Source organism: Streptomyces hygroscopicus subsp. hygroscopicus (genome assembly GCF_001553455.1).
Classification (GTDB): domain Bacteria; phylum Actinomycetota; class Actinomycetes; order Streptomycetales; family Streptomycetaceae; genus Streptomyces; species Streptomyces hygroscopicus.
The window spans coordinates 1-5,727 of the sequence record NZ_BBOX01000533.1; the positions used below are offsets into that span (position 1 = coordinate 1).

Here is a 5,727-nt window from a genome sequence, read left to right on the forward strand (position 1 = left end):
CTTCCCGGCGGTGAGGAAGACTCCGGCCGGCCGGTGCGGCGGCGGGTCGGCTGCTGCGGCGGCGTCCGGGCGCGGGTCGGCCAGGGCGCCACCGTCCCCCGTGGCTCGATGCCGCACCGCGGGCGGGCGCGGTGGCGCGGCCTCGGCGAGGCCGTCACCTCGTGCCGGGCGGCGGGCGCGGTGGCGAGGTTGGGCGTGGTGCGGATCGTGCTGCCGATCGCGGACCCGTCGCGGATCGGGGATGAGCTCCTCACTCGGCGCTCCCCGTGGTCGGTTCCGCGGTCGTGCGGCGCCGGCGGGACCGGAGCACTTCCAGGGCCGGCGGCAGCAGGGAGACGGCGACGATCACCGCGACCAGGGGGAGCAGATAGCGGTCGATGTTCGGGACGCTCGCGCCCAGGGCGTAGCCGCCGAGCACCAGGCCCACCGTCCACACCACGCCTCCGGCCACCTGCCACAGCGCGAAGGTGCGGACGGGCACGCCGGCCATCCCGGCGAGCGGGTTGAGCACGGTCCGCACCACCGGGACGAAGCGGGCCAGCACGATCGCCTTGCCGTGGCCGTAGCGGGCGAGCAGCCGCTCCGCGCGCCGCACGCCGTCTCTCAGATGCCGGCCGCGGGTACGGCCCAGCAGGGCCCGCCCGGCGCGGCGGCCGATCAGATGGCCGGTCTGGGCGCCGAGCAGCGCCCCGGCCGTGGTGGCCAGCAGCACACCGGGCAGCGACAGGTGGACACCACCGCCCGAGGACGTGCACAGCACGCCGGCGGTGAACAGCAGGGAGTCGCCGGGCAGGAAGAAGCCGATCAGCAGCCCGGTCTCGGCGAACAGCACCAGAAAGAGCCCCGCCGTGCCGAACGCTGTCAGCAGTTGGGCGGCGTCCAGCGGATTGAGGGCCAAAGGCACCGCAGGTCCTTTCCGGCCGTGCGCGCCCAGGGCAGAGTTCTGCCCCGGCACGTGCGCATGGCACACTTGGGAGACAGCGGCTTTTACACCGGTGTAGGAGTCCTACACGAGTGTAGGAGATACGGAAAGGGACACCAAACCCATGGGCACCCGCACGCCAGGACACGGCCCCAAGCGGCCCAACGGTGCACGCGAGGCCGAAATCCTCGAACTGCTGCAGCGGGCCGACGGCGCGCTGACCCCTCGGGAGGTCACCGAACGCCTCGGCAACGAGCTGGCCTACAACAGCGTGGTGACGATCCTCACCCGCATGCACGCCAAGCAACTGCTCACCCGCACCCCGCGCGGCCGGGCCTACGCCTACGCCCCCGTGACCGACGACCCCGGTTTCGCCGCCCGCCGCATGCGATCGGTCCTGGAAGAGCGGGCGGACCGCCAGGACGTCCTCGCCCGCTTCGCCGACGGCCTGTCCACCACCGACGCGGACCTGCTGCGCCAACTGCTCGACCCCGGCCAGTAGGGAAGAGGCCGCCCGGATGCGCATCGCCGTCTACGTCCCGCTGCTGCTCTCCCTGCTCGCCCCCCTCGGCGCACGCCCCCTGGCGGAGCGGTGCGAACCCCGCCTGGCGACCTGGCTGCTCACCGCGTCGGCCCTGGTGCTGGGCGCGGCGACCACCATCTCCCTGGGCCTGCTGGCCGTCACCGGACTGATCCGCGTACCCCAGCTGGCCGCCCTCGGTCACTGGTCGGCCCACACCGCGCAGCGCGACGACCCGGCCGAACTGTCCGTCGCCCTGATCGCCGGCCTCCTGCTCGGCGCCGCCGTCCTCATGGCCGCCCGCATGCTCTGGCGGCGCGCCCGCACCCTGACCGCCGCCATCCTGGAAGCGGAGTGCATGCCCGCGAAGGACGGTCTGGTCGTGGTCGAGGACGAGGCCCCCGATGCCTTCGCGATCCCCGGCCTGCCCGGCCGCGTCGTCGTCTCCACCGGCATGCTGGCCACCCTGGACGAAACCGAGCGCCGGATCCTGCTCGCCCACGAACGCGCCCACCTCACCGCACACCACTACGCCTTCGTCGCCCTGGCGCAGCTCGGCGCCGCCGCCAACCCCCTGCTGCGCCCCCTCGCCACGGCCGTGACGTACACCATCGAACGGTGGGCCGACGAGAACGCGGCCGCCGCCACCGGCGACCGCGAACGGGTCGCCCGCACCGTCGGCAAGGCCGTCCTCGCCGCCCACCACGCTCCCGGTGTCCGCGCCCCGGGCGCCGCCCTGGCGATTCTCGGCCGCCGCACCCCGCTCGCCACCGCCGGGCCCGTGCCCCGCCGCGTCGCCGCCCTGCTGGCTCCTCCGTTCGGCCGTCATCCCGTCCTGGCCGCCGCGACAGCCGCCGTCCTGGCCACCGCGGCCCTGTCCACCGCCGAAGCCGCCCACGACCTGCATCTCCTGCTGGAAGCCGTCGGCGCCTGACCGGCCCCGGCGACGCCCGGGGCCGGTCAGGCGCCGACGCACCGGAGACCGAAGACAGGAGAGGACAGGAGTCGCGCCACCGCGGCGCACACCGCGGGCCGCCACGTGAGGACCGCGCCCCGGAAACCGGTGTGCCGCGCGTTCCGGCGGGCGAACCGGTGGCCGGAACGGGCCCTGGGGGCCGCCGGAGCCGAGTGGCCGGCGCGGTTCGGGTACGGCGGTGTCATCCTCGCCCGCCAGGGAAAGGACGGCCCCTTCGGGATCTGTCGGCGACACGTTCACATCGCGCCATGTCTGGCACCTCGCTTTCCGGCCAACCCGTCGGTCCGCACCCCGTCGGACCTGGACCGGCGCGATCGCGGCGATGGGAATCCCTTTACCGCGGTGGGAATCCCTTTACCGCTCGCGGGGAACCAATGCGGACAGCCGGACCGGAACTCGCTGCCCCTTCCGTGATGAATTAAAACAAGGCTAAATAATTGGTGAATATTGATTAAAAGAGCCGCTGTGGAAGTCCCGGAAGTCGCAGTCAAAAGCGCTGTCTAAAACTTCACGGATGCGGCGTTAAGTGAATCCATTTTGTCCGCATTCGCACATCAATGTATCCGTCAACGTTTTATCGCCTCGGCCTTGACCGGCATCGACGGACCCTTCTACGTTTTTGCCGCCGGATTCAAGCGTTCCACCTGGCGCGGCGGAGAACGGAAAACGCTCGCCGCAAAATCAACAAGAGGATGCGATGGAGAAGATCGCGAGGTCATCGGACGTCTCGTTTCTGCCGAGCGGGCAAAGGCGGGGCGCGGCGATCGCCGGGGCGCCGGGCACAAAGGGCCGGATGGCCCCGTGAAAACGTTCCGTCCGGCCCACCCGACACGAGAAGCATTTGCGATAACGGGATTCCGTGATGGCTCGACGCGGCCTGGTCGGTGCGGCGAGCGCAGCAGTAAGTGACCGTTGTTCCTGGAAATGATCTGGTGGGTTTCTTCATGACGTTCGCGCGGGCTCGTCGGCGGGCCTCGACCATGGCAGGGCGGGAATGCAGTTCAGGGACGGAGGCGGTGCGCATGGCCCTACCGCAGGGGCGCAGGAGCAGTGACGTGGCCCGGCTGCTGCGGCACGGTTTCACCGACCCCTCGACGGCCCAGCGGCTGCTGGACGCGCCGGAGCTGGCCGGGGTGCGCAGCCATCCGGCGCTGCTGGACGGGCTCGCGGCGACCCCCGACCCCGATCTGGCGCTGCGCGGACTGGTGCGGCTGGTCGAGGCGCTCGCGGACGTCCCGGAGGACCGGGACGGCACGGAGCGCGCCGACTCGCGGCAGGCGCTGCTGGACATCCTCGTCACCGCCGAGCCGCTGCGTGACCGGCTGCTCGGGGTGCTCGGTGCCTCCGAGGCGCTGGGCGACCATCTGGCCCGGCATCCGCGGCACTGGCGGGCGCTGATGACGTACGGGGCGGCGGACCCGCGCCCGACCCTCTCCGACGTCGAGAAGGCGCTGGCCGACGGGGTCCGGGGCGAGGCGGGGGCGGGGCTGCCGCGGTCGGACGCGCTGCGGGTGGCGTACCGCCGGGCGCTGTTGGCGATCGCGGCCCGCGATGTGTGCGGCACCGCCGATGTCTCCCGCACCGCCGCCGAACTGACCGACCTGGCGACCGCGACGCTGCGCACCGCCTTGAAGATCGCCGCCGCGGAGCGGCCCGAGGACGCCGCGGCCTGCCGGCTGGCGGTGATCGGGACGGGCGAGTGCGGCGGGCGCGAGCTGAACTACGCATCGAACGTGGACGTCGTCTTCGTCGCCGAGGCCGTGGACGGGACGGAGGAGCCCGAGGCGATGCGGGCGGCCACCCGGCTGGCCTCCGAGATGATGCGGATCTGCTCGGACGTCACGGTCGAGGGCACCATCTGGCCAGTCGACGCCGGTCTCCGCCCCGAGGGGCGCGACGGCCCGCTGGTGCGGACCCTCTCCGGCCACCTGGCGTACTACCAGCGCCGGGCCGGGGCCTGGGAGTTCCAGGCGCTGCTGAAGGCCCGTCCGGTCGCGGGCGACGGCGCGCTCGGCCAGGCGTACGTGGACGCCCTCGCGCCGATGGTCTGGCAGGCCGCCGAGCGCGAGAACTTCGTGCCCGAGGTGCGGCAGCTGCGCCGCCGGGTGGCCGGGAACATCCCCGCCGCCGAGGCCGGGCTCGAGCTGGGCCCGGGGGGCCTGCGCGACGTCGAGTTCGCCGTGCAGCTGCTGCAGTTGGTGCACGGGCGGTCCGACGAGTCGCTGCGCGGCGGCACCACGCTGGACGCGCTCGCGGCGCTGGCCGCGGGCGGCTACGTGGCCCCTTCGGACGCGGCCGCGCTGGACGCCGCGTACCGCTTCCTGCGCTCGATGGAGCAGCGCATCCAGCTCCACCGGCTGCGCCGCACCCGTCTCGTACCGGAGGGCGAGGCGGATCTGCGGCGGCTGGGGCGGTCACTCGGCGCCCTCTACGGCTGGGACCGCCGCACCGAACCGGTGAGCGAGCTGGAGACGATGTGGCGGCGGTGCACACGCGAGGTACGGCAGCTGCACGTGAGGCTGTTCTACCGGCCGCTGCTGGACGCGGTGGCCCGGCCGGGCCCGGCCGGGACCCGGTTGAGCGCGCAGGCCGCGGGCCGGCGGTTGAAGACGCTGGGCTACGCGGACCCGGCCGCCGCCCTGCGCCATGTGGAGGCCCTGGCGTCCGGGGTGAGCCGTAAGGCGGCGATCCAGCGGACGCTGCTGCCGGTGCTGCTGGGCTGGTTCGCCGACTCCGCCGACCCGGACGCCGGGCTGCTGGGCTTCCGCAAGGTCTCCGATGCGCTGGGCCGGACGCCCGGGTACCTGCGGCTGCTGCGCGACGAGGGCGCCGCCGCGGAGAACCTGGCACGGGTGCTCTCCGCCGGTCGGCTCGCCCCCGATCTGCTGCTGCGCGCCCCCGAGGCGGTCACCCTGCTGGGCGACCGGGAGGGGCTGCGCCCGCGCGGCCGGGCCCAGCTGGAGCAGGAGGTGCTGGCCGCGGTGGGGCGCGCCGACGGCGCCGAGCGGGCGGTGGCGGCGGCGCGCGGGGTGCGGCGGCGCGAGCTGTTCCGTACGCTCGCCGCGGATGTGATCGGAAGCGCCCGGCTGGTGAACGCGGCGGTTCCGCCGGCCGGGAGCCGGCCGCCGGGCGGCGACCGCGCCCCGGCCACCCGGCGCGAGGACGGGGCGCTCTTATCGGACGCCCCGAGAACCGCGCGGCCCGCGGCCGAGCTGCCCGGCGCGCTCCGCGCCTGCGAGCCCCACGTCCCGGCCCGCCACCCGAGCCGTACGGCGCTGCCCGAGGAGCCGGCGAGCCCGGGAGCGCTGG

At 74.0% G+C, this 5,727-nt stretch carries 4 protein-coding genes and 1 pseudogene; 3 read left to right on the forward strand and 2 right to left on the reverse strand.

Features of this window, described 5'->3' with window-relative positions:
* Positions 1–254, reverse strand: a pseudogene (locus tag AXW62_RS45245) (hypothetical protein); the annotation flags it as partial.
* Complete coding sequence (locus AXW62_RS38135; protein WP_060948398.1) at positions 251–904, reverse strand: DedA family protein; 654 nt, start codon at positions 902–904, stop codon at positions 251–253. The gene AXW62_RS38135 and the pseudogene AXW62_RS45245, both read right to left, overlap by 4 nt.
* Positions 905–1,046: 142 nt before the next feature.
* Here AXW62_RS38135 and AXW62_RS38140 point away from each other — a divergent pair, with 142 nt between their 5' ends.
* From AXW62_RS38140 to AXW62_RS38150, 3 genes are all read left to right on the forward strand, one after another.
* On the forward strand, positions 1,047–1,424 hold the full coding sequence (locus AXW62_RS38140) for a BlaI/MecI/CopY family transcriptional regulator (protein ID WP_030842860.1): 378 nt from the start codon (positions 1,047–1,049) through the stop codon (positions 1,422–1,424).
* A gap of 16 nt (positions 1,425–1,440) precedes the next feature.
* Complete coding sequence (locus tag AXW62_RS38145; RefSeq protein ID WP_060948399.1) at positions 1,441–2,376, forward strand: M56 family metallopeptidase; 936 nt, start codon at positions 1,441–1,443, stop codon at positions 2,374–2,376.
* Between the two features lie 1,064 nt (positions 2,377–3,440).
* A partial coding sequence (locus AXW62_RS38150; protein WP_060948400.1) for a bifunctional [glutamine synthetase] adenylyltransferase/[glutamine synthetase]-adenylyl-L-tyrosine phosphorylase occupies positions 3,441–5,727 on the forward strand: 2,287 nt, incomplete at its 3' end.